At 69.6% G+C, this 24053-nt stretch carries 24 protein-coding genes and 1 tRNA gene; 8 read left to right on the top strand and 17 right to left on the bottom strand.

Going from position 1 to position 24053, the window contains the following annotated elements; all coding sequences use genetic code 11:
* Positions 1 to 46: 46 nt before the first annotated feature.
* Both R7226_RS02880 and R7226_RS02875 read right to left on the bottom strand, forming a co-directional pair.
* Entirely contained in the window at positions 47 to 1522 is a 1476-nt protein-coding gene (locus tag R7226_RS02880) for an alkaline phosphatase family protein (RefSeq protein ID WP_318595525.1), read from the bottom strand.
* Positions 1523 to 1541: 19 nt separating this feature from the next.
* Entirely contained in the window at positions 1542 to 2132 is a 591-nt protein-coding gene (locus tag R7226_RS02875; RefSeq protein WP_318595524.1) for a DUF4126 family protein, read from the bottom strand.
* Positions 2133 to 2326: 194 nt separating this feature from the next.
* Here R7226_RS02875 and R7226_RS02870 point away from each other — a divergent pair, with 194 nt between their 5' ends.
* Positions 2327 to 3622 carry an aminotransferase-like domain-containing protein gene (locus tag R7226_RS02870; protein ID WP_318595523.1) on the top strand — a complete coding sequence of 432 codons (1296 nt, stop codon included), beginning with the start codon at positions 2327 to 2329 and terminating at the stop codon, positions 3620 to 3622.
* A gap of 31 nt (positions 3623 to 3653) precedes the next feature.
* Here R7226_RS02870 and R7226_RS02865 read toward each other — a convergent pair whose 3' ends face one another.
* From R7226_RS02865 to rpmH, 11 genes are all read right to left on the bottom strand, one after another.
* Complete coding sequence (locus R7226_RS02865; protein ID WP_318595522.1) at positions 3654 to 4151, bottom strand: bifunctional nuclease family protein; 498 nt, start codon at positions 4149 to 4151, stop codon at positions 3654 to 3656.
* 186 nt (positions 4152 to 4337) lie between these two features.
* Positions 4338 to 4411, bottom strand: a tRNA-Ile gene (locus tag R7226_RS02860).
* Between the two features lie 51 nt (positions 4412 to 4462).
* A complete protein-coding gene (locus R7226_RS02855; protein WP_318595521.1) occupies positions 4463 to 5347 on the bottom strand; it encodes a ParB/RepB/Spo0J family partition protein in 885 nt (294 codons plus the stop codon).
* Positions 5340 to 6098, bottom strand: a complete 759-nt coding sequence (locus R7226_RS02850) for a ParA family protein (RefSeq protein WP_318595520.1) — start codon at positions 6096 to 6098, stop codon at positions 5340 to 5342. The genes R7226_RS02855 and R7226_RS02850 overlap by 8 nt, the downstream gene beginning before the upstream one ends.
* 155 nt (positions 6099 to 6253) lie before the next feature.
* Positions 6254 to 6958, bottom strand: a complete 705-nt coding sequence (gene rsmG, locus R7226_RS02845; RefSeq protein ID WP_318595519.1) for a 16S rRNA (guanine(527)-N(7))-methyltransferase RsmG — start codon at positions 6956 to 6958, stop codon at positions 6254 to 6256.
* Positions 6958 to 7320 (bottom strand): hypothetical protein, encoded by a 363-nt coding sequence (locus R7226_RS02840; RefSeq protein ID WP_318595518.1) that lies wholly within the window; start codon positions 7318 to 7320, stop codon positions 6958 to 6960. The genes rsmG and R7226_RS02840 overlap by 1 nt, the downstream gene beginning before the upstream one ends.
* Positions 7321 to 7413: 93 nt before the next feature.
* Positions 7414 to 7881: a Jag family protein gene (locus R7226_RS02835; RefSeq protein ID WP_318595517.1), complete on the bottom strand. Its 468-nt coding sequence runs from the start codon at positions 7879 to 7881 to the stop codon at positions 7414 to 7416.
* Positions 7878 to 8798: a YidC/Oxa1 family membrane protein insertase gene (locus R7226_RS02830; RefSeq protein WP_318595516.1), complete on the bottom strand. Its 921-nt coding sequence runs from the start codon at positions 8796 to 8798 to the stop codon at positions 7878 to 7880. Before R7226_RS02830 ends, R7226_RS02835 begins: the two co-directional genes overlap by 4 nt.
* A 10-nt stretch (positions 8799 to 8808) precedes the next feature.
* Positions 8809 to 9072 (bottom strand): membrane protein insertion efficiency factor YidD, encoded by a 264-nt coding sequence (gene yidD / locus R7226_RS02825; protein WP_318595515.1) that lies wholly within the window; start codon positions 9070 to 9072, stop codon positions 8809 to 8811.
* Complete coding sequence (rnpA, locus tag R7226_RS02820) at positions 9069 to 9464, bottom strand: ribonuclease P protein component (RefSeq protein WP_318595514.1); 396 nt, start codon at positions 9462 to 9464, stop codon at positions 9069 to 9071. The genes yidD and rnpA overlap by 4 nt, the downstream gene beginning before the upstream one ends.
* Positions 9464 to 9598, bottom strand: coding sequence for a 50S ribosomal protein L34 (rpmH, locus tag R7226_RS02815; protein ID WP_012937401.1), 135 nt, complete (start codon positions 9596 to 9598; stop codon positions 9464 to 9466). The genes rnpA and rpmH overlap by 1 nt, the downstream gene beginning before the upstream one ends.
* Before the next feature lie 335 nt (positions 9599 to 9933).
* On the opposite strand from rpmH, the gene dnaA reads away from it, so the two are divergent.
* The 6 genes from dnaA (at position 9934) to gyrA (ending at position 19206) form a co-directional block, all read left to right on the top strand.
* On the top strand, positions 9934 to 11316 hold the full coding sequence (gene dnaA / locus R7226_RS02810) for a chromosomal replication initiator protein DnaA (RefSeq protein WP_318595513.1): 1383 nt from the start codon (positions 9934 to 9936) through the stop codon (positions 11314 to 11316).
* A 128-nt stretch (positions 11317 to 11444) separates the two neighbouring features.
* Positions 11445 to 12548 carry a DNA polymerase III subunit beta gene (gene dnaN, locus R7226_RS02805; RefSeq protein ID WP_318595512.1) on the top strand — a complete coding sequence of 368 codons (1104 nt, stop codon included), beginning with the start codon at positions 11445 to 11447 and terminating at the stop codon, positions 12546 to 12548.
* A gap of 10 nt (positions 12549 to 12558) precedes the next feature.
* A complete protein-coding gene (gene recF, locus R7226_RS02800; RefSeq protein WP_318595511.1) occupies positions 12559 to 13668 on the top strand; it encodes a DNA replication/repair protein RecF in 1110 nt (369 codons plus the stop codon).
* The gene (locus R7226_RS02795; RefSeq protein WP_318595510.1) at positions 13665 to 13979 is read left to right on the top strand and encodes a DUF721 domain-containing protein; all 315 of its coding nucleotides are present in this window, start codon (positions 13665 to 13667) and stop codon (positions 13977 to 13979) included. The genes recF and R7226_RS02795 overlap by 4 nt, the downstream gene beginning before the upstream one ends.
* A gap of 171 nt (positions 13980 to 14150) precedes the next feature.
* Positions 14151 to 16577: a DNA topoisomerase (ATP-hydrolyzing) subunit B gene (gene gyrB, locus R7226_RS02790; RefSeq protein WP_318595509.1), complete on the top strand. Its 2427-nt coding sequence runs from the start codon at positions 14151 to 14153 to the stop codon at positions 16575 to 16577.
* A gap of 4 nt (positions 16578 to 16581) precedes the next feature.
* Entirely contained in the window at positions 16582 to 19206 is a 2625-nt protein-coding gene (gene gyrA / locus R7226_RS02785; RefSeq protein WP_318595508.1) for a DNA gyrase subunit A, read from the top strand.
* Positions 19207 to 19633: 427 nt separating this feature from the next.
* On the opposite strand, the gene R7226_RS02780 is transcribed toward gyrA, so the two are convergent.
* From R7226_RS02780 to R7226_RS02765, 4 genes are all read right to left on the bottom strand, one after another.
* A complete protein-coding gene (locus R7226_RS02780) occupies positions 19634 to 20122 on the bottom strand; it encodes an HNH endonuclease (protein ID WP_318595507.1) in 489 nt (162 codons plus the stop codon).
* Positions 20123 to 20270: 148 nt separating this feature from the next.
* Entirely contained in the window at positions 20271 to 21113 is an 843-nt protein-coding gene (pheA, locus tag R7226_RS02775; protein ID WP_318595506.1) for a prephenate dehydratase, read from the bottom strand.
* Between the two features lie 9 nt (positions 21114 to 21122).
* Positions 21123 to 21635: a DUF4446 family protein gene (locus R7226_RS02770; RefSeq protein WP_318595505.1), complete on the bottom strand. Its 513-nt coding sequence runs from the start codon at positions 21633 to 21635 to the stop codon at positions 21123 to 21125.
* Between the two features lie 13 nt (positions 21636 to 21648).
* Positions 21649 to 22674: a hypothetical protein gene (locus tag R7226_RS02765; protein ID WP_318595504.1), complete on the bottom strand. Its 1026-nt coding sequence runs from the start codon at positions 22672 to 22674 to the stop codon at positions 21649 to 21651.
* Positions 22675 to 22909: 235 nt separating this feature from the next.
* Here R7226_RS02765 and R7226_RS02760 point away from each other — a divergent pair.
* Positions 22910 to 24053 (top strand): serine/threonine-protein kinase (locus tag R7226_RS02760; protein WP_318595503.1); only part of this gene is annotated, 1144 nt, incomplete at its 3' end.

Here is a 24053-nt window from a genome sequence, read left to right as displayed (position 1 = left end):
GCCGGACAGCGTACCCCGCCGCCGCATCAGATTCCGCTGAGAGCGGTCAGGTGCCAGTGGTGCGCGCGACGCCGAAGTGGTCGGCGACGATCGGCAGCACGTCGCGCAGCGTCCACTGCTCGTGAGCATCCCGCGTCGGCGGTCCTGTGCCGCACCACAGGAGCGCGCCGAGCGAGTCGCTGCGATGCAGCGAGCCGTGGCTGCCGCCGCCTGGATGCCAGGCGCCGCCCCAGTCGACGAACTCGTACGCCGGACCGGCCGACAGCAGCACGTCGCCCGCCGTCGGACAGGTCAGCGCCGACCAGACGCGCCCGAGCGCGTCCGGGTAGTCGGGCGTCACAAGTCTGCCGTCGTGCACCTTGGCGGAGATCGCGGCGAGGTCGCCGTCGACGCTCCATCTGCGACCGCGCGCGTCGACGAGGTCGCCACCCGGAGCGAAGTGCAGCTCCCCGCGCTCGCTCGCGATCACGCCCTCCCGCGGCGCCGCGCGACGCATCGCGAGGTCGACGCCCGGGACCGTCAGCGCGACCTTCGCCGCCTCAGCGGCCAGCTGCGCACGCCGCTCCTCCGCCAGCACGTAGACCATCGCCGACCGCTGCGCCGGGCTGATCGCGATGTCGCCCTCGGTCGCCCGCCCGCCGTTGGGGCGCGCGACCGACCAGTCTGCGAAGGCGAGGTCGAGCTGGATCTTCTCCTCGACCTGGGTGTGCGAGTGATCGGCCATCACGACCATCGCGTGGTCGTCGAGGAAGCGGTCGATCCCGCCGCCGGCGTGCACGAGCCGCTCCAGCTGGCGGTCGGCCGCGGCGATCGAGGTGACCTGCGCGTGCGGCCCGTTGCGGTGCGACCAGGTGTCGTTGTCGGGCAGCGAGAAGAGCATGAAGTCGTAGAGGTCGTGCTCCTCCATGTACGCGCCGACGCAGCCGGTGTGCGCGTCGCGGGCGCCGGGCATCCCGAACTGCCCGCGGCAGCCGGTGCGGCGGCTGGCGAAGAGGTCGGCGTAGAACAGCTCCCGCGGCCCCTTCACCGGCTCTCTGAAGACGGTCGCGTTGGCGATCCGCGCCAGCGGCGTGTCGGTCGTCACGTGGTGCTCGTGGCGGCCGCGGTACATCAGGTACGTCGTCCCCGCCGTGCGCACGCCGGCGTCGTCGAGCAGCTCGAAGCACGTCGGCGTCTCGCGCGCCAGATGGACGGCGTTCATGTTGTAGACGGTGTCGGTCAGCGACCGCAGCACGCCGAACTTGCGCGAGGCGGAGAAGCTCGAGCCGTACTCGACGTAGCGCTGCTCCTCGCGCGAGAACCAGTTCATGCTCGGGATCCGGTGTCTGTCGGGCCCGGTCCCGGTCGCGATCGAGGCGGCGCAGACCGGCGTCACCGACGGGAAGGCGGCGCAGCAGTCGTCGACGTAGGCACCGCGGTCGCGGATCGCCTTCAACGTCGGCGCCGTCCCGCTGGCGATCGCTCGCTCCAGCATCGCCGGCTTCATGCCGTCGATGACCGTGAGAACGAGCTTCTTCGACATCGTCAGAACGCTGACACGTCTATCGCAGGACGCGCAGGCCGGCGTACTTCTGGCCCTCGCGTCTGCGCTGGCCGAGCAGCAGCCAGGCGAGGAAGGCGAGCGCGATCAGCGACAGCGGCGGAAACAGCACCGCCAGGCCCGCGACGGCGACGCCGGCACCCTCGGCGTAGACCGGCAGCGCGACCGCCGCGTCTCTGTCGAGCCGGGCGCGGGTGCGGCGGAAGAAGATCCGCGCCGTTGCGGCGGCGAGCGCGGCGCAGGCGAGACCGCCCACGATCCCCGGCCACCACGTGTATCCGTCGTTAGCGAGCGCGCCGGCGAAGAAGAGCGCGCCAAGGCCGAGCGCGATGCCCCCGACGGCGGCGCCGAGCGGTCCGGCCTCGACTCTGTCTGCGCCGACGCGACGCTCGGCGACGACGAGCACGACCACGCCGATCAGCAGCGCCAGCAGGAAGATCGGCGCCTCCAGGAAGGAGAGGTCGGTGCCCTCGAAGTCGATCCCGAGGTCGCCGCGCGCGAGCGCGCCGACCAGCAGGGCGGGCAGGAACGGGCGCAGGCCGACGCCGAGCGCGAGGCCGATCCCGAGGCAGATGGCGAGGAAGAGAGTCATCCGGTCCGGTAGCTTGAAGTTGGCATGACGATAGTCGACGGGCCGAGGTGTTCGGTCCGCTGCGGCGAAGTCCACACGGAGAGCACCCAAGGCCCGCCATGACGCGCAAGGAACCATCACGCTCAACCGCCCGCGATCTCGAACGATACGCGGCCCTGTTCGCCTCGCGCACGCAGGTGATGAAGAAGTCGGCGATGCGCGACCTGATGGCGCTCACCGAGCGCGCCGAGGTGATCTCGCTCGCCGGCGGTCTGCCCGACACCGCGAGCTTCCCGCCCGCGACCTACGCGAGCGTGATGGACAGAATCGCGCTCGAGGCCTGCGCGCGCGCGCTCCAGTACGGGCCGACCGAGGGCATGTCGGCGATGGCGGACTGCATCATCGACGTGATGGCCGGTGAGGGGATGCACGTCACCGGCGACGACCTGCTCGTCACGACCGGCGGCCAGCAGGTGATCGACCTCGTCTGCAAGACGCTGATCGACCCGGGCGACGTGATCGTCGCCGAGGGACCGACGTATCCGGGCGCCGTCCCGACCTTCTCCTCATACCAGGCCGACGTCGTCCAGATCCCGATGGACGCCGACGGCATGCGGGTCGACGAGCTGGAGGAGACGCTCGACCGGCTCGAGCGCGAGGGCCGGCGGCCGAAGTTCATCTACACCATCCCGACGTTCCAGAACCCGGGCGGCGTGACGATGTCGCTGCCGCGCCGCGAGCGGATCGTGCGGATCGCGCATGAGCGCGAGCTGCTGGTGCTGGAGGACAACCCGTACGGCATGCTGCGCTACGAGGGCGAGGCGCTGCCGCCGCTCTATGCGCTCGACGGCGGCGAGTTCGTGATCTACCTCGGCACCTTCTCGAAGATCCTCTCGCCGGGGATCCGCCTCGGCTGGGCCGCCGCGCCGCAGCCCGTGCTGCAGAAGATGAACATCGGCAAGGCCGCCGCCGACCTCTGCTCCTCGTCGATGACGCAGCTGTTCGTCGCCAACTACTTCGCATCCGTCGACTGGCGCAGATACGTCGAGTCGCTGCGTGACATCTACCGCCATCGCCGCGACGCGATGTTCGACGCGCTCGCCGAGCACTTCCCGCGCGAGGCGCAGTGGACGAGACCTGAGGGCGGCATGTTCATCTGGGCGACGCTGCCCGACTACATCGACACCACTGACCTGCTGGCGCGGGCCCTGCGTGAGAACGTCGCCTTCGTGCCGGGTCGCGCCGCCTACCTGGACGGCCGCGGCGGCTCCTCGATGCGGCTGAACTTCTCCGGCGTGAGCGAGCACGACATCCGCGAGGGCATCCGCCGCATCGGTGCCGTGATAGCCGAGCAGGTCGCGCTCTACGGCACGCTCACGGGGATGGAGCCCGCTCCGTCACTGGAGCAGCCGCCCGCCGCGAGCGGCGAGAGCGAGCAGAAGCGGCTGGCGAGAATCGTCGAGCTGCCGCGCCGTCAGTCGTCGCAGCAGCGCGCCGAAGGCGACGGCTGATCGAGCGGCGGTCGGCGTGCGCCGACCGCGCTCAGGATTCCCCGCCGGCGAAATCCTCCGGCGTGACGCTGTCGAGGAAGTCCTTGAACTTCTCGACGACCTCTTCGGTGTCCTCGACCTCGTGCTCGAACTCGATCGCCGACTCGGCGATCACCTCTTCGGCGGCGAAGATCGGAGCGCCCGCGCGGACGGCGAGCGCGAGCGCGTCGCTGGGACGCGAGTCGATCTCGAGCTCGCGGCCGTTGACGGTCAGCGTGATCGAGGCGTAGAAGGTGTTCTCGCGCAGCTCCGTGACGGAGACGCGCGAGCAGTTGACCTCCAGCTCGGACAGCATGTCGGAGAGGAGGTCGTGCGTCATCGGACGTGGCGTCGTCGCGCCTTGCAGCTTCATCAGGATCGCCGCAGCTTCGGGGTGTCCGATCCAGATCGGCAGGAACTTGTTGCTGTCGACGGTCTTCAGCAACACGATCGGCTGCTTGCCGACCATGTCGAAGCTGACGCCGTAGATGACCATCTCCTGCACTTCCATGCTCCTAGGCCTGGGGTAGGGACCAAGTATAGGCAGCGGCTCAGCCGGCTCGAAGCGACGCCCCGGCGCCTGCTCGGCGCTTCCGAGAAAGTGCCAATTTGCTGGGACTTCTGATGTTCCACCGGTTCGTGTCGCGACACACGAGGCCGAAAACGAGCGAGGCCCGCGGACGCGGGCCTCGTGCAGTGGGCGATCCTGGATTCGAACCAGGGACCTCTTCCTTATCAGAGAAGCGCTCTAACCGACTGAGCTAATCGCCCCGACTGGAAGCGCGATTCTAGCGGGATCCGCGAGCGATGTGCGTGCTGCCCTCAGGCGACCGCGCGAACGCCCAGGCGACGCGCAAGAGCAAGCGCTTCGTCGAGCGATTCGAACGACAGCTGGACGCGGTAGCCGCTGCCCGCGGACGTCACCTCGACGTCGCTGCCGACCGCGCTGCCGAAGACGTCGCTGAGCTGCGAGATCGCCTCCTGCTGATCGGGATGGACACGCGACGGGGTCCGTCTCGCGGGACGCTGCGTGCTCTCGGTCTCCTCGGCCGCACGCGCGCGACGCTCCAGCTCGCGCACCGACCAGCCGTGCGCGGCGGCGTCGCGCGCCAGACGGCGACGATCGCCGTGGTCGGGCGCCAGCAGCAGCGCGCGCCCGTGGCCTTCGCTGAGGTCGCCGCGTTCGAGCAGCGCGAGCGCATCGTCGGGCAGGTCGAGCAGCCGAATCAGGTTGGAGACCGCGACGCGGCTGCGCCCGACGCGGCGACCCACGTCCTCGCGCGTGAGGCTCAGCTCCTCCACGAGTGCGGCGCAGGCGCGCGCCTCCTCGATCGGGTTGAGGTCCTCGCGCGCCATGTTCTCGATCACGGCCAGCTCGAGCGAGGCGGCGTCGTCGTGCTGCCGGATGATCGCGGGAATCTGCTGCAAACCGGCGATTTTCGCGGCACGCCATCGGCGCTCGCCGGCGATCAGCTCCCAGCTCCCGTCCACCAGCGGACGGACGAGCACCGGCTGCAGGACGCCGCGCACTCTGAGCGACTCGGCGAGCGCGACGAGCGCCTCCTCCTCAAACGTCCGGCGCGGCTGGTGCGGATTCGGCGCGATCAGGTCGACGGGGATCGAGCGCAGCTCCTCGGCCTCGTCTCTCGGCGCCGCCGAGAGGATCGCCGAGAGCCCGCGACCCATTCCACGGGGCTTCTCAGCCACGGGCGGCCACCTCCTTTGCAAGATCGAAGTAGGCGTCGGAGCCTGCACAGTGCGGATCGTGGTGGATCACCGGTCTCCCGAAGCTGGGTGCCTCACCAACGCGGATGTTGCGCGGGATGACCGTGTCGAAGACGAGCGTGGGAAAGTGCTCGCGCACCTCGCGCTCGACATCCTGAGCCAGGCGCGTGCGCCCGTCATGCATCGTCAGCAGCATGCCCGCGATCGTCAGACGGGGGTTCAGCTCACGCTGGATCAGCCCGAGCGTGTCGAGCAGGCCGGCCAGCCCTTCCAGCGCGAAGTACTCGGCCTGGACCGGGACGATCACGCGGTCGGCTGCGACGAGCGCGTTGACCGTCAGCGGCCCGAGCGACGGAGGACAGTCGAGGATCGTGAACGTGTAGCGCTCACGGACGTCCGCCAGCGCGTCGCGCAGTCGACCCTCCGACTCCTCGATCCGCGGCAGTTCGACCGACGCGCCGGCGAGGTCGGGGCTGGCCGGCACGAGCGAGAGGTGCTCGATGCCGGTGGGCCGGATCGCCTCCTCCATCGTCGCGTCCCCTGAGAGGACGTCGTAGATGCTCGGAGCGGAGTCCTTCGGAATGCCGAGGCCGACGGTCGCGTTCGCCTGAGCATCCATGTCGACCAGCAGGGCCTCGTAGCCAGCCTCGGCGACGCACGCCGCGAGGTTGACGGCGGTCGTCGTCTTGCCGACGCCGCCCTTCTGGTTTGCGATCGCGTAGACGGTTGCCATCAATGGTTCCTTCTGGGGTCAGGCCGCTGTGCCGGCGTCGAACGCCGGTCTGCGGCCATGTTTCGATCCTGCCCGAGGGTGAGAGCGCGGATGTGAGGCTCCCAACGCGAAGGACCTTAGCGCCGACGACGGTCGGACGCGCCCCGGAGAGCCGCTCAGAGCGGGCGTTTCCGCGCCATCCCGGCACGGCGTGGGAAGCGGTCGGGCGTCGGAGCGATCTTGCGCAGGACATGGAGATGCCGGTGATCAGCCCCCGCATAAGGGGCGACAGGAAGGATCTGCTCCAGTTCCAGGCCGACGATCGCTGCGGCCCGCGCGCCGTCGGCTTCCTCGTCCGCGTCACGACGGCCCTTCCACGCGACGAGCACTCCTCCGTCGCGCAGCAGCGGGGCGGCGTACTCGACGAGGATGGCAAGCGGCGCGAGGGCGCGAGCAGTGACGACGTCGTTCTGGCCGACGCCCGCCGCCCACTCCTCGGCCCGTGCGGGCACGACCTCCACGTTGTCGATCCGCGCCGCGTCGGCTGCAGCCGAGATGAACGCGCACTTGCGGGCGATGCTCTCGACCAGCGCGACGCGCGCCTGCGGCAACGCAAGCGCCAAGGGGAGACCGGGGAAACCGGCTCCCGCCCCGAGATCGGCAATCACAGAGGCCGCCCGAACGTCCGCCAGTTCCAGCCCGGTGAGGGAGTCCGCGAGGTGAACGCCGATTCCAGCCGCCGGTTCGCGCACGGTCGTCGGCGCATGCTCATCGTCGAGAGCGCTCAGGAGCGCTCCCAGTCGCTCGCCGCTGTCGTCGGGAAGCGAGTACTGGCGGGCAAGCGCGTCCAACCGCTTCTGAACGGCGTCAGGGAGGCTCATCAGGTGTCCGCGCGCGAGCGCACGCGCGCGATGTAGTCGGCGTACTTCGTCGTCATCTCGTCAAAGCGGGCGGCGGCGTGACCGTCGTAGTCGGCGAGGAGCGATCGCTCGAGCAAGGGAAGCACGTCCTCCACCAGCGCCTGGCCGCGCGCCATCCACTGGTAGTACGACCGATCGCCGTGGTGATAGGGCCCATAGAGCTTCGTGCGAGGGAACAGCCGCATCAGCAGTTCGAAGAGCGCCTGGTGGCGCGTGTGCATGCGAACGGTGACCTGCGGCTGCTTGCCATCACCACCGAAGGAGCCCTCGCCGATGAGGACCCCGATGACCAGTCCCTGCTCGAACTCGGTCAGTTCGCTCATCGCAGGCAGAGAAGTGACGGGGTGAGAGAAATCTGTTTCACCGTCATGAAAAACGTGAAACACCCGCCGGAGCGCGGCGTCGGCGAAACCGACCTAGCGCTTGATCGGCGCGACGACGAGATGGCGGTCGGGCTCGACACCCTCGCTGTACGTCTCGATCCCGTCGCGATCGCGCAGGTACTCGTGGACGACGCGTCGCTCGACCGCGTTCATTGCATCCAGCGCCACAGGCGCCGCGATCCGCAGCGCCTCCTCGACAGCCTCATCAGCATCGTGTTGGAGCAGCGAGGCGCGACGCTCCCGATAGCCGGCGGCGTCGACGGTGACACGCTTGCGACCATCTGCGCCGCGGAACGCGGCACGGTAGGCGAGATGCTGTATCGCGTCGATCGTCTGGCCATGGCGACCGATCAACAACCCGAGGTCCTCGCCGTCGAGGACGGCGGTGACCGCTTCATCAGTCTCGGTGACCTCGACCTCGGCGTCGATCCCGACGGCCGTGAGGATCCGCGCGAGCAGCTCTTCGACGCGCTCGGCAGCTTCGCTTCTTGCAGGTGTCACCGGCGGCGCCCCGATCGTTTCTTCTTTCTCCGCGCCGACGGGGGCGGACCGCCCGCCGCTCTGCGCGCCGTCTCGTCGGCGCTCGGCGCCGGCGCCTCATCCCGCTTGCGCGACATCACGCGGCCGGCCTTCGGTCTCGCCGGCGCATCGTCGTCGGCGGCTCCGGCCTTGCCTGTCAACGCCGCCGCTCCAACTGGGGCGCCCGCGAGCTCAGGTCTTCTGTTCGGCAGCCCGACGGTCTTGCGCACGATCAGCTGCTGCACGATCGTCCAGCAGTTCGTCGTGATCCAGTAGACCATGAGGCCGGCCGGGAAGTTGATTATGAAAGCGACGAAGACGATCGGCAGTGCCAGCATGATCATGCGCTGGTTTCTGTCCATCGAAGCCGTGCTCAGCAGGCCCGAGGCGATCTGCGAACCGACATACATGACGACGAGCACGACCAGCACAGCGCCGGTCGCTCTGTCCGTCAGGTCGGGGATGAAGAGGAACTCACCCGAGCCCGCGACGACGTCGCCGCACGCCTTCGCCGTCTGCCCGCAGATGTCGTAGCGCAGGTCGCCGCGCAGCATGTAGTACAGGCCGATGAAGAACGGCAGCTGGAACAGCAGCGGGAAGCAGGAGGCCAGAGGATTGACTCTGTTCTCCTGGTAGAACTTCATCATCTCCTGCTGCTGACGCTGCTTGTCGTTTCTGTACTTCGCCTGGATTCTTCTCAGCTCAGGCGCAAGCAGCTGCAGGCGCTGCATCGACTTGACCTGCTTCAGCGTCAACGGCAGCAGCAGCAGCCGGACGGTGATCGTCAGCAGGATGATCGACAGGCCCCAGCCGGCTCCGACCGTGTCGTGGAAGAACAGGAGGACCTGTTCGAGCACGTCGATCAGCGGCTGCAGGGGATTCGCGAAGACGAAAGGCATCAGAAGTCGTTCAGGCGCTCGGGGCGGTTGGTCGGCGGTGGGGGAAGAGGCGCTGGTCGTGGACGGGGTCGAAGCCCCCATGACTCCACGGATTGCAGCGCATCACGCGCCAGCCCGCGAGCACCAGCCCGCGGAGTATGCCGTACTCCCGAATCGCCTGCTCGGCGTAGCGGGAGCAGGTCGGCTCGTATTTGCAGCGACGCGGCAGGCCGGGAGAGATGAACCGCTGGTAGAAGCGGATCGGCGCAACGGCGACCGAGCGCGGCTTGCTCATCTGCCCGATCCCTCGGCCCGCTCTCTCGCGCGGGCGATCAACTCGGCCAGGGCGCTGCGGATTCCCTCGAGACCGTCGCGCTCGGCGACGGCGCGGGCCTCGGGCCGGGCGACGACGACGACGTCGATGCCGGCTGGCAAGGCGGCGGACTCCTGCTGGAAGGCCTCCCGCAGCAGTCGCTTCACGTGGTTGCGCTCGACGGCGCCTCCGACTCTGCGAGAGACGGAGACGCCCAAGCGCGGCTCACCCTCCTCGGAACGAGGAAAGGCGTAGAGGACGAGGACGCGATTCGCAAGCGAGCGTCCCTGTCGAAACACCCGGTCGAATTCGGCGCTGCGGGACAGCCGGCCCCGCTTGCTCCGCCGGGCTGTGACGCCCGGGCGCGCGCTCATCAGACGGTGAGGCGCTTGCGCCCCTTGTCGCGACGACGCTTGAGCGTCGCTCGACCGGCGCGAGTCTGCATCCGCTCACGGAAACCGTGAGTGCGGGCGCGCTTGCGCTTCTTGGGCTGGTAGGTGCGTTTCATGGGCTCACATATTCCCGTTGAGGGGGCAGGTCAGTATACGCGCGGAGGCCGGCGGCGACGTCCCGCCTCCCACGCGATCCTGGCAGAGCATCTCCGCGGGCGACGTCCCGGACGGCTCTCGACAGGGTTGTCGACAGTCCGCGAAACCCTGTCGACAACTCCGCCAGCGCCGACCCGGCAACCTTTTTCCCGCGATTTGCGCACTCCCCCAGGCGGGGGTTTCGCACAGGCGCCGGGCACCGTCCGACCACTGCTATATTCGCCGCCCCCCGGGGTCGCTCGCGGCCCTTTCATCCCCCTCCAGCACTCCGACGAGAGGTCGGCCGACGACGCCTGTGCAGATCCAGCTCGAGCACACCTGGTCCCAGATCCAAGCCGAGCTGCGGCGTGCCGTCACCGACTCGACGTACCACCTCTGGCTCGCGCCGCTGAAGGCGCGCGGGCTCGACGGCGACGTGCTGCTGGTCGGTGCGCCGGACGAGATCCGCACCTGGGTCGCCGACCGCTTCGCGCGCGTCATCCAGAGCTGCTCGGAGACCGTGCTCGGCAGAGCCGCGCGGGTCGAGATCGTCGCGCTCGACGCGCCGCTGCCCGAAAGCGCGGAACAGGTCGAACAGACCGCCGTCCCGGTCCTCACGCCGGCGCGGCGCGGCGGCCAGGCCGCCGCCGACGAGGCCTTCAACCCGAAGTACACCTTCGACCAGTTCGTGATCGGCGACGGCAACCGCCTCGCCCACGCCGCAGCGCTCGCGGTCGCCGAACTGCCCGGCCAGGCCTACAACCCGCTCTTCATCTACGGGCCTCCCGGTCTCGGCAAGACGCACCTGCTGCACGCGATCGGCAACTACGTGCGCGAGTACGGCGACGGCCTGACCGTCCGCTACACGACGATCGAGGCGTTCACGAACAGCTTCATCAACGCGCTCAACACGAAGGCCGTCGACGACTTCAAGCGGCGCTATCGCGACACCGACATCCTCCTCATCGACGACGTCCAGTTCCTCGAGAGCAAGGCGAAGACGGAGGAGGAGTTCTTCCACACCTTCAACGCGCTCTACGAGACCGGCAGCCAGCTCGTCGTCACCTGCGACCGCATGCCGCGCGACATGAACGCGCTCGCGGATCGCCTGCGCGAGCGGTTCGAGTCGGGTCTCGTGACCGACATCCGACCGCCCGACCTCGCTACGCGCATGACGATCCTGCGCAAGCGCGTCCAGCACGACGGAGTCCAGCTCGCCGATCCTGACGCGATCGCGCCGATCGCCGATCGCATCACGACGAACATCCGCGCGCTCCAGGGCGCGCTGATCCGCGTCGTCGCCTTCCACTCGCTGACGGGCAGAGCGATCGACCAGGCCCTCGTCACGCACGTCCTCGACGGGCTCTACCCCGGTGCCGCCGCGCCGCGCCAGCGGACTGTCGCCGAGATCCAGGAGGCGACCTGCGAACGGCTCGGCGTCTCGCCTGAGGCGCTGCGCTCGCCCGACCGCAGCGCCCGCGTGGCATGGGCGCGGCAGGTGGCGATGTACCTCGCGCGCGAGCTGACCGACGAGACGCTGCCGGCGATCGGCCGCGCCTTCGGGGGGCGCAACCACACCACCGTCCTGCACGCCTGTCGCCGCGCGACGGAGCGGATGGCCTCCGACGCCGAGGCCTACGAGCTGGTGCGCGCCCTCACCGCCCGCCTTCAGGAGCCCGATGCCGACCGGAGTTCCTGACACACTGTTGAGCCTTCGGGCGCGCCGATGTGCGCAGCCTGCCCGCAACCTGCGGCTTTTCGACGACTTGTGCACATCTCCTTGCTCCCTATGACGAAGATCTCTCTTATCTCCTCGAGGTACCCATCGTGAAGATCTCGGCCGCGCGCGAGGAACTCCTCGCCCAGCTTCAGACCGTCAGCCGCGTCGCCTCGACGCGCGTCCAGGCGCTCGCCGGGGTCCAGCTGATCGCGGCTGACGGCCGCGTCGAGCTGCGGGCGACCGACCAGGAGATCACGCTCCGAGTCCCGCTCGACGCCGTGATCGAGCGCGAGGGCACCGTGCTGCTGCCCGCTCGGCTGCTCGTCGACGTGGTGCGCTCGCTGTCGGCGCCGAACGTCTCGCTCGAGCAGCGCCCGGCCGAGCAGGACGTCGAGCTGGTCGCCGGCAACGCGCAGTTCCACATCCGCACGCTCCGCAACGAGGACTTCCCCGCCTTCCCGGAGCCTGAGTCCGACGGTGTCGTGACCGTCCCGGCCCGCGCCTTCGTCGACACGGTCCTGCGGGTCGCCAACTCGGCCTCGCGCGACGAGACCCGTCCGGTGCTGACCGGCATCATGGTCTCGGCCTCCGAGCGCGAGCTGCGCATGGTCGCGACCGACTCGTACCGCCTCAGCGTCAAGGAGACGACGCTGGAGCACCCGCTCGTCGGCGGCTTCGAGGCGAACGTGCCGGCCCGCGCGCTGCAGGAGCTGGCGCGCCTGGTCCAGCAGCTCGACGGCGAGACGCTGAGCGTCGGCGTGCGCCAGAACCAGGTCGTCTTCCAGCTCGGCGAGGTCGTGCTGTCCTCGCGCCTGATCGAGGGCCAGTTCCCCAACTACCGCCAGCTGCTGCCCGACAGCTACGAGCACGAGCTGTCGATCGCCGGCAGCGAGGTGACCGACGTGGTGCGCCGCATCGCGCTGCTGGCGCAGAAGAACGCGCCGCTGCGGCTGTCGTTCGCGCCCGGCGAGCTGACGGTGTCCTCGCAGACGCCCGACATCGGCGAGGCGAGAGAGTCGCTTCCGGTCGCCTTCCAGGGCGAGCCGTTCGAGATCGGCTTCAACCCGGACTTCCTGCGCGACGGTCTCGAGTCGGTCGGCTCCGGCGACGTGCTGCTGAAGCTGATCAGCCCCCTGCGGCCCGGCCTGATCCAGTCGGCGGAGGATGGCGGCTTCCTCTACCTGATCATGCCGATCCGCCTGAACGTGTAGCCCGCGGCGCATGCGCGTCGTGCGCCTCTCGCTGCGGAACTTCCGCAGCTATCCGAGCGCGGAGGTCGAGCTTGGAGCGGGGCTGACGGTGATCACCGGCCGCAACGGGGCCGGCAAGACGAACCTGCTCGACGCGCTCTACTTCGGCTGCACGGGGCGCTCGGCGCGCACGACCAACGACCGCGAACTGGTCCGCTTCGGCGAGAAGGTGACGCGCGTCGAGGTCACGACCGAGGCCGACGACGGCCGCCACGAGCTGAGCGTCGGCTTCGAGGCCGGCGAGCCGAAGCGGCTGATGGCCGACGGCGTCCGCGTCGAGCGCCTGCTCGACGTGGCCGGCCGGCCGCTCGTGTCCGTCTTCCTGCCCGATCGGTTGGAGCTGGTGAAGGGGACGCCATCGCTGCGGCGGGCCCACGTCGACCAGGTCGTCGCGGCGCTGTGGCCCGCGCGGACGGCGACGCGGCGGGCTTATGCACAGGCCCTTGCACAGCGGAACGCGTTGTTGACACGGGTGCGGGCGGGGCATGCGTCGCAGGCGTCGCTGCCGGCGTGGGACCGCGAGCTGGCGCGCCACGGGATCGGGCTGATGGCCGATCGCGCGGCGGCGATCGACGCCGTCGCGGGGCGCTTCCCGGCGATCGCGGCCGACCTCGGGCTCGACGGCGAGCCGGCCGTCGCCTATCGGCCGCGCTCGAAGGCATCCGACCCCGACGGACTCGCCGCAGAGCTGGCGGAGCGGCTGCCGAGCGACCTCGAGCGGGGCTTCACCCAGCACGGTCCCCATCGCGACGACCTCGCGCTCACACGGGAGCGGCGAGAGCTGCGTGCTTACGGCTCGCAGGGCCAGCAGCGGCTGGCGCTGCTCGCGCTGCTGCTGGCGGAGCGCGAGGCGATCGCCGCCACGCGCGACGCCGTGCCCGTCATGCTGCTCGACGACGTGATGAGCGAGCTCGACAGAGAGCGCCGCGGCCGCCTCGTCGAGCTGCTGCGCAGCGTCGGCCAGAGCGTCGTGACGACGACCGACATCGAACACGTCCCGGGCGGCGAGGGGAACGACGTGACGCGGCTGCGCGTCGAGGACGGTGTCGTGATCGCGGACGGCGCCGCGGAGGCAGCGTGAAGCGGCGCGCGCCGCGGCCGCTGGGCGAGGCGCTCGGAGCGCTGCAGGCGTCGCTGGCGCCCGCGACGCTGCTGGCCGAGGTGCAGCGCGTCTGGCCGGCCGTCGTCGGAGAGGCGATCGCCCGTGAAGCGGCGCCGGTGAGCGAGCGCGGGGGCACGGTCACGGTCGCCTGCAGAGCCGCGGTCTGGGCGCAGGAGCTCGACCTGATGGCCCCGCTGGTGCTGTCGAGAGTGAATGCCGCGATCGGCCGCGAGGGTGTCAAGAGACTGCGTTGCGTGACCGGAGGACGGGCCGGCGCGCGCAGGACGTGACCAAGTTGTCACAAAGTCGTCGCCGTTTGTTGCGATTTGCAGGGATTTCTCGTTGTGCAGAGCGGCCGTTCACGGTCCGCTCTGTGCTATTCTTCTGCTCACCTGCCTCTCACGCCCCGGAGAGCCGCATTCGCTGCGGGCCCGGGGCGTTGCAACGTCATCGGAGGATCGTTGGCCACCGACAGACCCGCGGCTGACAAGCCGACCCCCTCGTCCACTTACAACGCCCAGGACATCACCGTCCTCGAAGGCCTCGAGGCGGTCCGCAAGCGGCCGGGCATGTACATCGGCTCGACCGGCATTCGCGGTCTGCACCACCTCGTCTACGAGGTCGTCGACAACTCCGTCGACGAGGCGCTCGCCGGTCATGCGACCGAGGTCAGCGTCACGATCCATCCCGACAACTCGATCACCGTTGTCGACAACGGCCGCGGCATCCCTGTCGGCGTGATGGAGAAGGAGAGAAAGCCGGCGGTCGAGGTCGTGCTGACGGTCCTGCACGCCGGCGGCAAGTTCGGCGACGGCGGCGGCTACAAGGTCTCCGGCGGGCTCCACGGCGTCGGCGTCTCGGTCGTCAACGCTCTCTCCGAGAGACTTCATGTCGCCGTCCGCACCGACGGCTTCGTGCACACGCAGGACTACGTCCGCGGCGCGCCGCAGGCCGATCTCCTCAAGGGCGAGCCGACGAGCGAGACCGGCACCACGATCACGTTCCTGCCCGACGCCGAGATCATGGAGACGCTCGACTTCGAGTTCGCGACGCTCGAAGAGCGCCTGCGCGAGACCGCGTTCCTGACGAGAGGCCTGAGAATCTCGCTGACGGATGAGCGCGGCGAGGGCAGAAGAGTCGAGTTCCAGTACGACGGCGGAATCCAGGACTTCGTCGCGTACTTGAACGAGAACAAGGAGCCGGTCCAGAGAAAGATCGTCTACTTCTCGTCAGAGAGCGACGAGGGTGCGGTCGAGGTCGCGATGCAGTGGAACTCCTCCTACCAGGAGTCCGTCTTCTCGTTCGCGAACAACATCAACACGCACGAGGGCGGCTCGCACCTCTCCGGCTTCCGCTCCGCGTTGACGCGCACGCTCAACAAGTACGCGCGTGAGAAGAGCCTGCTGAAGGAAAGAGACGTCAACCTCTCCGGCGAGGACGTGCGCGAGGGCCTGACGGCCGTCGTCTCCGCGAAGCTCGCCGAGCCGCAGTTCGAGGGTCAGACGAAGACGAAGCTCGGCAACCCCGGCATGCAGGGGCTGACGGAGTCGATCGTCAACAAGGGTCTCGACGAGTTCCTCGAGGAGAACCCCTCGGACGCCCGCTCGATCATCCTGAAGGCGATCCAGGCCGCGCAGGCTCGCTCGGCCGCCCGCAAGGCGCGCGACCTCACCCGGCGCAAGTCCGCGCTGGAGAACTCCCGACTGCCGGGCAAGCTCGCCGACTGCTCGGTGAAGGACCCGTCGCTGTCGGAGATCTTCATCGTCGAGGGCGACTCCGCCGGCGGTTCGGCGAAGCAGGGACGCGACCGCGCGACGCAGGCGATCCTGCCGATGCGCGGCAAGATCCTCAACGTCGAGCGGGCCCGCATCGACAAGGTCCTCGGGAACAACGAGGTGCAGGCGCTGATCACCGCGATCGGCACCGGCGTGCGCGACGACTTCGACCTCGAGAAGGCGCGGTACCACAAGATCGTGCTGATGACGGACGCCGACGTCGACGGCGCCCACATCCGCACGCTCGTGCTGACGCTGCTGTTCCGCGAGATGATGCCGCTGATCGACGCCGGCTACGTCTACATCGCGAAGCCGCCGCTCTACAAGGTCAAGCAGGGCAAGAACGAGCGCTACATCGAGAAGGACTCGGAGCTGGAGGAGATCCTCCTCTCCGACAAGCTCGAGAGATTCGTCGTCATCGACCGGCTCGGCGAGGAGCAGAGACTGACGGAGGCGCGCTGGAAGCGCTTCACCCGCCTGTTGAAGCAGTACAACGGTTGGGCCTCGGCGCTGCGGGCGACGACGCGTCACGACACCGTCGACTTCCTGCAGGAGTCGGGCATCCTCCAGCAGCACATCCTCGAAGAGGACGCGCTCGTCGAGTTCCTGCAGAAGGACGAGCTCGAGGGCGCGTCGTTCAGCGTCGAGCTCGTCTCGCAGGACGAGGAGGAGCTGGTCGTGCGCTCGGTCGAGAAGAGAACCGGCCACGCCCGCACCCGTCACGTGCGCCGCTCGATGCTGCGCACGAACGAATACCGTCAGCTGATCCGCGTGCACGAGCAGCTCGTCAACGCGGTCGGATCGCCGGCCTTCAGCCTGAGACTCGGGGACCACAGCGACGTCGCGATCTCGTTCGACGAGCTGAGAGCGAAGGTGTTCGACATGGCCGGGCGCAACGTCGAGGTCAACCGCTTCAAGGGCCTCGGCGAGATGAACGCCGAGCAGCTGCGCGAGACGACGATGGACCCCGCGACCCGCACGCTCGCTCGCGTCACGATGGAGGACGCGGCCGCGGCCGAGCGGATCTTCTCGATGCTGATGGGCGATCAGGTCGAGCCGCGGCGGAACTTCATCGAGGAGAACGCAAACCTCGTGACCAACCTGGACGTGTGAACCGATGAGCGCAACCGATCAGCTCAGCGGCGGCAACATCGAGCCGCGCGCGCTCGAAGAGGAGATGCGCACCGCGTATCTCGACTACGCGATGTCTGTGATCGTCGGCCGCGCGCTGCCCGACGTCCGCGACGGACTCAAGCCGGTCCACCGGCGCGTCCTGTTCGCGATGAACGAGGCCGGCCTGCAGCCCAACCGGCCGCGCTCGAAGTCGTCGCGCATCGTCGGCGACACGATGGGCAAGTACCACCCGCACGGCGACCAGTCGATCTACGACACGCTCGTGCGGATGGCGCAGGACTTTTCGATGCGCCACACGCTCGTCGACGGCCAGGGCAACTTCGGCTCCGTCGACGACGACCCGGCCGCCGCGATGCGGTACACCGAGGCGCGCCTGTCGAAGATCGCGACCGAGATGCTCCGCGACATCGACGCGGACACCGTCGACTTCGGCCCCAACTACGACGGCAAGAACCAGGAGCCGCTGGTCCTGCCGGCGCGCTACCCGAACCTGCTCGTCAACGGCTCCGCCGGCATCGCCGTCGGCATGGCGACGAACATCCCGCCGCACAACCTCAGAGAGACGATCGCGGGGACGATCGCCTATATCGACAACCCTGAGATCGACGTCGACGGGCTGCTTCAGCACATCAGAGGGCCCGACTTCCCGACGGGCGGCATCATCCTCGGTGTCAACGGCATCCGCGAGGCGTACGCGAGCGGCCGCGGCAAGGTCCGGGTCCAGGCGCGCGCGCACATCGAGCCGCTGTCGCAGGGCAAGGAGGCGATCATCGTCACCGAGCTGCCCTACCAGGTGAAGAAGGGCGGCGACGGCGGTCTGATCACGAAGATCGCCGACCTGGTGCACGAGAGAAAGATCCCGGAGATCAGCGACATCCGGGACGAGACCGACCGCCACGGCATGCGCCTGGTGATCGAGCTCAAGCGCGACGCGCTGCCGAAGGTGGTGCTGAACAAGCTCTACAAGCACACCGCGATGCAGACGACGTTCGGCGTCAACATGGTCGCGCTCGTCGACAACGTGCCGAAGACGCTGTCGCTGCGCGAGGTCATCGGCCGCTACGTCGACCACCAACGCGAGATCGTCGTCCGCCGCACGAAGTTCGAGCTGCGCCGGGCTGAGGAGCGCGCCCACATCTTGGAAGGCCTGCTGATCGCGCAGGCCAACATCGACGAGGTGATCGCGATCATCCGCGGGTCGTCCGACCGCGAGCAGGCGCGCATCAACCTCGTCAACAGATTCGAGCTGAGCGAACGCCAGGCCGAGGCGATCCTGCAGATGACGCTCGGCCGCCTCACGGCGCTCGAGGTCGACAAGCTCAAGCAGGAGCATGGCGACCTGATGGAGCGCATCCGCGAGCTGCGCGACATCCTCGGCGACGAGGCGCGCGTGATGGCGATCATCAAGGAGGAGCTGCAGGAGATCGCCGACGCGTACGGCGATGAGCGCCGCACGCAGATCTCCTACGCCGAGGGCGAGATCGACATCGAGGACCTGATCGCCGACCAGCAGATGGTCATCACGATCACCCAGACCGGCTACATCAAGTCGCTGCCGCTGGCGACCTACCGCCAGCAGCGGCGTGGCGGCGTCGGCGTGACCGGGATGGACATGAAGGACGGTGACTACATCGAGCACCTCTTCGTGACCTCGACCCACGACTTCCTGCTGTTCTTCACCAACCGCGGCAAGGTCTACCGTCAGAAGGTCTACGAGCTGCCGGAGGCTTCGCGCACCGCGAAGGGCCGCGCGCTCGTCAACCTGCTGCCGCTGCGCGAGGGCGAGCGGGTCCAGTCCGTGCTCTCCACGCGCGACTTCAGCGAGGCGCCGTACCTCCTGTTCGCGACGCGCAGAGGCACGGTCAAGAAGACCGAGCTGCAGGCGTACAACACGCCGATCAAGGCCGACGGCATCATCGCGATCAAGATCCGCGAGGACGACGAGCTGGTCGCGGTGCGCCGTGTCGACGTCGGCGACGAGGTGATCATCGTCTCGCGCGCCGGCCTCACCGTCCGCTTCACCGAGGACGACGCCCGCGCGATGGGCCGCGACACCAGCGGCGTGCGCGGCATGGACGTCGGCAACGGCGAGGTGATCGCGATGGACATCGCGCGCGACGACCAGGACCTGCTCGTCGTGACCGAGAACGGCTACGGCAAGCGCACGAGAATCGACCAGTACCGCAAGACCTCGCGCGGGGCCAAGGGCGTCAGAACGATCAGGCTGACCGAGGCCAAGGGCGGCCTCGCCGGCGCGCTCGTCGTGCGCGAGCACCAGGAGCTGGTCTTCATCTCGCAGGACGGCATGGTCCAGCGGACCGGCGTGCGCGGGATCAGCCAGCAGGGCCGTGCCGCGACCGGCGTGCGCGTGATGAACGTCCGCGACGACGACAGCGTCCGCGCGATCGCGCTCGTGGTCGAGTCCGACAGCGGCGAGAGCGCCGAGGCGCTCGAGCTGGAGCTGGACGCCGTCGAGGCGGCCGGTGTCGAGGGCGGCGTCGTCGCGCTCGGCGAGGACGGGGCGGTCCCGACGCCGGAGCCCGGCGACGACGCGCCGGCAGAGGCCGATGGCGCGCCCTCCGAGGACGGCGACGAGGGCGAGGTCTGATCGAAGACGTTCAGACCGTCGGACCGGTCCGCTACTCTGGTGAGACCAGAGAAAGGAGGTGGTCCGAAGTTGTCTGACAGTTTTTGCGGGACCCTGGAGGTGTCCGGCCACTAGGTCGGATGGCTGACCCCGCCTAGCGGAGTCCACACCGAGACACCGCTTCGACCGATGCCAGAGCTGGTCCCACTGGCCCTGACACATCCAGTCGGTCGAAGTCCTTGTTTAGCCACATAGATGTACGCGAAGGGCGCTCCTCGGTGGGCGCCCTTCGTGTTTCTGTGCTCGGCTGGCGCCGAGCATTGCGAGCTCCACGTCGGCGGGCGACAGGCCCGGCGAGAGCGGGAACTCACGGGGGGCGAGAACCGCATGGGAGGCGAGTCCCCGCGGACGCGGTTGGGCGCGCTGCCGTGGAACTCGCAATCGTTCGTTAGAACGACAGGTACTGCTGCCAGGCCCGCGGGATCGTCGGGCTGGCGACCTGGATGAAGACGTTCGGGCCCGGCGTGCGCGGTGTGTGCTTCGGGATCATGCCGGCCTGGTTGGGCAGCGAGTCGCCCTTGCGGCGGTTGCAGGGGGCGCAGGAGGCGACGATGTTGTCCCACGTCGAGCCGCCGCCCTTGGAGCGGGGGATCACGTGGTCGACTGTCAGGTTGCCGCGCGAGCCGCAGTACTGGCAGGTCCAGTCGTCGCGGGCGAAGACCGCCCTACGGGTGATCTTGCGACGGTGCGTGTCGCGCGGGACGCGCACGTAGGAGACGAGGCGGATCACCATCGGCCTCTGCACGGTCGAGCTGCCCGAGTGCAGGTGGTACTCACCGTGCTCGAGCATCTCCGCCTTCTCCTTCAACAGGAGCACGACGGCGCGGCGAACCGTGCAGACGTTGATCGGTTCAAACGTCGCGTTGAGAACGAGCACCCGGCCACCGTCACGCCCGCGTCGCTGGTGCTCCAGTGGCGACGCGGACTCGGATTGCGCTGGTGGTACCAAGGTGGCCATAACCGCCACAGCAGTGTAGCGAGGCGCGCCGCACGACTTGTGAACAACGCTTGGGCGGTCGGTGCGCTCAGGTCGCCGCGGGGAAGGAGCCGAGCACGCGCAGATGCTCGACGTGACCGCGCAGCGCGGCCAGCGCCTCCGCGACCGGCCCGTCGCCGTCGCGACCCTCCAGATCGAGGAAGAACATGTAGCGGCCGAGTCCCTGCTTGCGCGGTCGCGACTCGATCCGCGTCAGGTTGACGCCGCGGAAGGCGAACTCCGAGAGGCAGCGCACGAGCCAGCCCGGCGCCTCCGCGCCGACCCCCCAGAAGACGATCGCGGTCTTCCACGGGCCGTGCTCGCCGGTCGGCGTGCCGGCCGCCGCCAGCCACACGAAGCGCGTCTCGTTGCCGGCGACGTCGTCGACGCCGGCGCGCAGGATCTCGCAGCCGTACTGCTCGGCGGCGACTCTGCTGCCGAGCGCGGCGGCGTGCTCGCCCAGCTCGCCCTCGGCGACGGCGCGCACGGCGTCGGCCGTCGAGCTGGTCGCCAGCACGCGCGCCTGCGGCAGGCGCGTGCGCAGGAAGTGCGCGCACTGGCCGTTGGCCTGCGGATGCGAGAGGACCGTCTCGATCGCCGACAGCTCCAGCGGCGTGCGCGCGATCAGGCAGGTGTGGATCGCATGCACGTACTCGCCGGCGATCGTGACCTCGTCGGCATCGACGGCGAGCGCGTCGAGGGTCGCGTTGACCGAGCCCTCGATCGCGTTCTCGATCGGCACGAGCGCGCGCTCGACGGTGCCGTCCTGCACCGCCATCACGCAGTCGTGGATCGTCGGCAGCGGCACCTGCTCATGCGCCTCGCCCGCGAGCGCGTTCAGCAGCGCCTCGTGTGAGTTGGTCCCCTCGGGACCGAGATAGCCGACGCGCATGCGCCGAGCCTAGTGGGTTTCGCGCGGCTCCAGTGCGAGCCGCACGGCCTCGTCCTCCTCCGGCGACAGCTGCAGCTCGCCTCTGCCGCCGTTGACCTGCTTCGCGTACAGCCGCGCGGCGTCGCGGTGCATGATCGACGACAGCACGACGCCGTTTCTGCCCGCGTCGAGCAGCGCGATCGAGGTCGACTGGTGGCCGGTCATCTCGCCGTAGGCGTCGTAGCGCACGAGCGCGGAGTGCGAGATCGCGCCATCGAGGCGCAGCTCCGCTCTGTCCATGCGCGTGTGCAGGCGGGCCGCCGCGTCCTCGACGAAGGCGTGCAGCGCGCGGTACTCGACCTCGAGCGCGGCGGCATGCTCGACGAGGTCGGTCGTCGCGCCATCCTCACCGAGCAGCACGCGCTGGTCGCGGCGCAGGCGACGCAGCGTCACCGCCAGCGCGACCGCCACCGCGAGCGACACGATCGCCAGCGAGCAGCCGGCGATCGCGACGATCCCCGTCGTGCTCGTCAGCTCGTCCATCCGCGCGGTGACCTCACTCGAACAGGGCGGAGTACGTCTGGCTGTTGTTGTCCAGCCCCTCCTCGCCCGGAACCGGCTCGATCGTCACTCTGATGTTCGCGACGCCGCCGGTCGGGGGCGGCTCTCTGAACGCGACGCTCGCGGTCGCCGCCTCGCCGGCGGTGGTGGTCGCGACGACCGTCTCGGCGCTGATCGGCGAGCCGCCGCCGCCCGAGATCTCGACGACGACTCTGACGTTCTGCTCGTCGTGCTCGCCGCCGTTGGTGAAGCTGACGTCGAAGGTCGGCGGCGGGTCGGCCGGCAGCGTCGCCGAGCCGCCCGGCTCCAGCGTCGTGCCGCCGACGCTGACGGAGTCGATCTGGTGGCCGTGAAGGCCCGGGGCCGGTCTGCCGCTGTCGTCGGCGCTGGCGCTGCTGGTGCCGAGCGCTCTCGCGACGTTGGCCGGGTCCATCCAGCCGATGTTCGGGAGGAAGTCCGAGTACGGCAGCACGGTCTCGCCCGTCTCGCCGCTGTAGGTCGCGGGAATCCCCGCATCCTCCAGCGCCTGCTTGACGTACGGCGCGACGCGCTGCGAGTAGACGACGTCGGAGGCGTTGAACGCCTGCATCTGGCCGGCGATCAGGTCGAGCGCCGTCTGCGCCGAGGCGGAGGTGCCGATCGCCTGCTGGATTCTGTCGGCGATCACCCTCACGCCGTCCTCGCGCAGCGACAGCAGCAGCTCGAGGTTGTGCTGCGCGTCGGCGACCTGGTCGGGCGCGTCGAGCGCGCGGGCGCTGTCGAGCTGTCTCTCGGCGACGGCGCGCAGCTGCGCGATCGTCTCCGTGACCTGCTCGCCTCTCTGCCCCGCGGCGCCTGTCAGCGCGGCGAACAGCGGCGTGCTGACATCGCTTCTGGACTGCTGCATCAAACTGGTCACTTCGCGGTTGTAGTCCTTGAGCGCCTGCTCACGACCGCTGTTGACGCAACCGCGGACGAGGACGACCATCAACACGAGCACGACGACGACCGCTCCGGCAGCGACCAGTCGACGGACCAGCATCGTCTGGTCGTCGGCAGCAGGGGGGCGGCGGCCGCCGCCCCCGGACGGAGCGCGGCGCGGCCGTGGCGTTGTGCGCGGCTCGTCAGCCTCGTCGAAGAACGACAAAAATCATGCTCCTTGAGAAACCCGGAACGATCAGTATGACCGGCCAAGCGGCCGGACTTCGGGGATTCCTGCCCCCGCACGGGGTTCGACATGCGGGAGGGAGTGCCTGCAAAACGTGGAACACCGGAGAGTGAGCCGGACCGACGCACCCACCGCGCGCCTGGCCGGACACGGCGCGGAGCAGCTCGTGCTCGATCGCTACCGCCTGCTCGCGCAGCTCGGTTCCGGCGCCTTCGGGGTCGTCTGGCTGGCGCGCGACGAACGGCTGGGACGCGACGTCGCCGTCAAGGCGATCGCGCTCGACCACGCCTCCGGCCGCGCCGAGCAGGAGGCGCGCGCGGCGGCGCGGCTCGCCCATCCCGCGATCGTGACGCTGTACGAGGCCGGCAGCGAGGACGGCACGACCTACCTCGTCACCGAGCTGGTGCGCGGCGGCACGCTCGCCGACCTGCTGCGCGAGGGCGCGCTGTCGGACCGCGACGTCGCCGAGATCGGGATCGCGCTGCTGCAGGCGCTCGCGCACGCTCACGCGCAGGGCGTCGTGCATCGCGACGTGAAGCCGTCCAACGTGCTCGTGCCCGACGCGCCGCACGCCGGCGGGCCGCCGGCGAAGCTGACCGACTTCGGCGTCGCGCGGATCGTCGAGGGGGCCGGCGCCGAGGCGCTGACGCGCACCGGCGACGTCGTCGGCACGCTCGCGTACATGGCGCCCGAGCAGGCCGAGGGGAGAGAGGCCGGCGCGCCGGCCGACCTCTACGCCGCCGCGCTCGTGCTCTACGAGGCCTTCTCCGGTGTCAACCCGATCCGCGCCGGGACGGCCGTCGCGACTGCGCGCCGGCTCGGTGCGACGCTGCCGCCGCTGGAGCGCCAGCGGCGCGACCTGCCGCCCGAGCTGTGCGACGCGATCGACCGCGCGCTGCTGCCGCGCCCGCGTGAGCGCGGCACCGTCGCCCACCTGCATCGCGCGCTGACCGCCGCGCTCGAGCAGCTCGGCGACGAGCCCGGCACCGTGGAGGCTCCGCGCGTCGAGCGCTTCGCGACCGCCGTCACGCAGGTCGCCGAGCGCGGCCGGCACGGCTGGAGGCGCCGTTCGCGCGAGCAGGAGCTGGCCGACGTCGCCGCCGAGCTGGGCGCCGCCGCCGGCCCCTGGACCGTCCACGACCGCCGCGGCGCGCGGCCGGACGGCGCACCGCCGCCGCCCCCGCACGCCGAGCCGGTCGTCAGGGATCGCTGGTGGCGCCGCGGCCTGGCGCGCGCGGGCGCCGGCCCGGTCG

The sequence above is a fragment of the Conexibacter stalactiti genome, assembly GCF_033542075.1.
GTDB lineage: Bacteria > Actinomycetota > Thermoleophilia > Solirubrobacterales > Solirubrobacteraceae > Conexibacter > Conexibacter stalactiti.
This window is presented reverse-complemented; position numbering and strand designations above follow the sequence as displayed.

Excerpts from the sequence above, each read along its gene's own strand:
- R7226_RS02880 (WP_318595525.1), bottom strand. The coding sequence starts at position 1,522 with ATGTCGAAGAAGCTCGTTCTCACGGTCATCGACGGCATGAAGCCGGCG.
- R7226_RS02875 (WP_318595524.1), bottom strand. The coding sequence starts at position 2,132 with ATGACTCTCTTCCTCGCCATCTGCCTCGGGATCGGCCTCGCGCTCGGC.
- R7226_RS02870 (WP_318595523.1), top strand. The coding sequence starts at position 2,327 with ATGCGCGACCTGATGGCGCTCACCGAGCGCGCCGAGGTGATCTCGCTC.
- R7226_RS02865 (WP_318595522.1), bottom strand. The coding sequence starts at position 4,151 with ATGGAAGTGCAGGAGATGGTCATCTACGGCGTCAGCTTCGACATGGTC.
- R7226_RS02850 (WP_318595520.1), bottom strand. The coding sequence starts at position 6,098 with ATGGCAACCGTCTACGCGATCGCAAACCAGAAGGGCGGCGTCGGCAAG.
- rsmG (WP_318595519.1), bottom strand. The coding sequence starts at position 6,958 with ATGAGCCTCCCTGACGCCGTTCAGAAGCGGTTGGACGCGCTTGCCCGC.
- R7226_RS02840 (WP_318595518.1), bottom strand. The coding sequence starts at position 7,320 with ATGAGCGAACTGACCGAGTTCGAGCAGGGACTGGTCATCGGGGTCCTC.
- R7226_RS02830 (WP_318595516.1), bottom strand. The coding sequence starts at position 8,798 with ATGCCTTTCGTCTTCGCGAATCCCCTGCAGCCGCTGATCGACGTGCTC.
- yidD (WP_318595515.1), bottom strand. The coding sequence starts at position 9,072 with ATGAGCAAGCCGCGCTCGGTCGCCGTTGCGCCGATCCGCTTCTACCAG.
- rnpA (WP_318595514.1), bottom strand. The coding sequence starts at position 9,464 with ATGAGCGCGCGCCCGGGCGTCACAGCCCGGCGGAGCAAGCGGGGCCGG.
- rpmH (WP_012937401.1), bottom strand. The coding sequence starts at position 9,598 with ATGAAACGCACCTACCAGCCCAAGAAGCGCAAGCGCGCCCGCACTCAC.
- recF (WP_318595511.1), top strand. The coding sequence starts at position 12,559 with ATGCGCGTCGTGCGCCTCTCGCTGCGGAACTTCCGCAGCTATCCGAGC.
- gyrA (WP_318595508.1), top strand. The coding sequence starts at position 16,582 with ATGAGCGCAACCGATCAGCTCAGCGGCGGCAACATCGAGCCGCGCGCG.
- pheA (WP_318595506.1), bottom strand. The coding sequence starts at position 21,113 with ATGCGCGTCGGCTATCTCGGTCCCGAGGGGACCAACTCACACGAGGCG.
- R7226_RS02770 (WP_318595505.1), bottom strand. The coding sequence starts at position 21,635 with ATGGACGAGCTGACGAGCACGACGGGGATCGTCGCGATCGCCGGCTGC.
- R7226_RS02765 (WP_318595504.1), bottom strand. The coding sequence starts at position 22,674 with ATGCTGGTCCGTCGACTGGTCGCTGCCGGAGCGGTCGTCGTCGTGCTC.